Origin of the sequence: Myxococcus vastator (assembly GCF_010894475.1) — a bacterium.
GTDB lineage: Bacteria > Myxococcota > Myxococcia > Myxococcales > Myxococcaceae > Myxococcus > Myxococcus vastator.
In genome coordinates this window covers 1-1,789 of record NZ_JAAIYB010000793.1, presented here as the reverse complement: position 1 = coordinate 1,789, position 1,789 = coordinate 1, and the positions used below count along the sequence as shown (strand labels likewise).

The window sequence follows — 1,789 nt, the reverse complement described above, 5'->3', positions numbered from 1 at the left end:
GGCCTGGGGCACACGGGGGGGACGCTGGACAAGCTGGAGTCCATCCCCGGCTTCAACGTCAACCTGCCGACGTCCGAGTACCGGCGGCTGGTGCGCGAGGTGAACTGCTGCCTGATTGGCCAGACGGCGCAGGTGGCCCCCGCGGACAAGAAGCTCTACGCGCTGCGCGACGTGACGGCGACGGTGGACTGCATCCCGCTGATTGCGTCCTCCATCATGAGCAAGAAGCTGGCGGAGGGCATCGACGCGCTGGTGCTGGACGTGAAGGTGGGCAGCGGCGCCTTCATGAAGCGCGACGAGGACGCGCGCACGCTGGCGAAGACGATGATTGGCCTGGGCGCGGAGATGGGGAAGAAGGTCGTGGCCCTGCTCACGGACATGGACCAGCCGCTGGGCCGCAAGGTGGGCAACGCGCTGGAGGTCATCGAGGCGGTGGACATGCTCCGCGGCAACGCGCCGGAGGACTACACCGAGATTACCTATGCCCTCACGGCGGAGATGCTGGTGCTGGGCAAGAAGGCCGCCACGGTGGAGGAGGCGCGCGAGCAGCTGCGCAAGGTGGTGGAGGACGGCAGCGCGGTGCGCAAGCTGAAGGAGATTGTCCAGGTGCAGGGCGGAGACCCGCGCGCCATCGACGACTACTCGCTGCTGCCGCAGGCGAAGTCCACCGCGGACGTGGTGGCGCCCCGGGACGGCTTCGTCACCGGCATCGACACGGAGGGCGTGGGCCTGGCGGCGGTGGCGCTGGGCGCGGGCCGGCAGCGGACGGACAGCAAGATTGACCCGGCCGTGGGCTTCACGCTGCTGAAGAAGACGGGCGAGTCCGTGAAGCAGGGCGAGCCCGTGGTGCGCGTGCACTACAACGACGCGGCCCCGCTGGAGAACGTGAAGGCGCGCCTCCTGGCCGCGTACCAGTTCGGCGACGCGGCCCCCGCGGTCCGGCCGCTCATCCGCGAGCGCGTGGAGTAGGGCGCCTCGCCATGGGGCGACCTGGGAGCCAGCCCCCGCCAATGCCATGGCTTGGCGGGGGGCTTCGTGTGCTCAGGCGCTGGTGCGCGCGTCCACTCGGGCGACGAGGGCGTCCAGTCCCGCGCGGCGGCTCGCGAGCATCGACTCGATGCTCTTGATGACGTGGATGAAGAGCACCGCCGCCAGGACGTTGAGGGCCTCCGCCATCATCCCGGCGATGAGCGCGACGGGGACGATCTTCGGAATGCTCTCAACCATGTTGAACACCGACGCGCTGGCCTTGGTCGTACCATTGCTGATGAGCCAGGCGGCCCACCACCCCATCAGCAGGGCCTTCCGGGCAGGGGCGCCCCCCAGGTTCAACCACAGGTCGCGTACGACCATATACGGTTTGACCAGATTGTAGATGGGGATGAACCAGGCCAGCATGGCCCAGCGGGGCTCCTCGGTGCTGACGCCGGTGGCTCGGGCGACTTTCAAGCTCAGGTACTGCCACCGGAGGATGCTGATGGCAGTGATGATGCTCACGACCGAGCTGGCCAGGACGAACTGGGCATTCAGGGTGTCGAAGGTCTCCGCGTTCGGCTGCGATGGCGTGATGCCGTCCTCCAGGCTCAAGTAGAGCCAGACGTGGAGAAGCCCCGTGAGCGCGGCCACCGCGACGCCGGAGTAGAGGGCCCCCAGCGCCCACTTCACCCGGCCCGCGGTGTGGGGCAGCGACTGGAGCTTCCTCGCGTGACACGGGACGCAGACGCCCACCTGCGGTTGGGCGCACTGCTTACAGATGAATCGGCCGCACCGCTCACACGTCCCCGTGGAC

Annotated in this window: 2 protein-coding genes; one reads left to right on the top strand and one right to left on the bottom strand. The window is 68.6% G+C overall.

Features of this window, described 5'->3' with window-relative positions; genetic code table 11:
• A partial coding sequence (locus G4D87_RS37325; RefSeq protein ID WP_163787529.1) for a thymidine phosphorylase occupies positions 1-969 on the top strand: 969 nt, incomplete at its 5' end.
• Between the two features lie 72 nt (positions 970-1,041).
• Here G4D87_RS37325 and G4D87_RS37320 read toward each other — a convergent pair.
• A partial coding sequence (locus tag G4D87_RS37320) for a DUF4328 domain-containing protein (RefSeq protein WP_205507879.1) occupies positions 1,042-1,789 on the bottom strand: 748 nt, incomplete at its 5' end.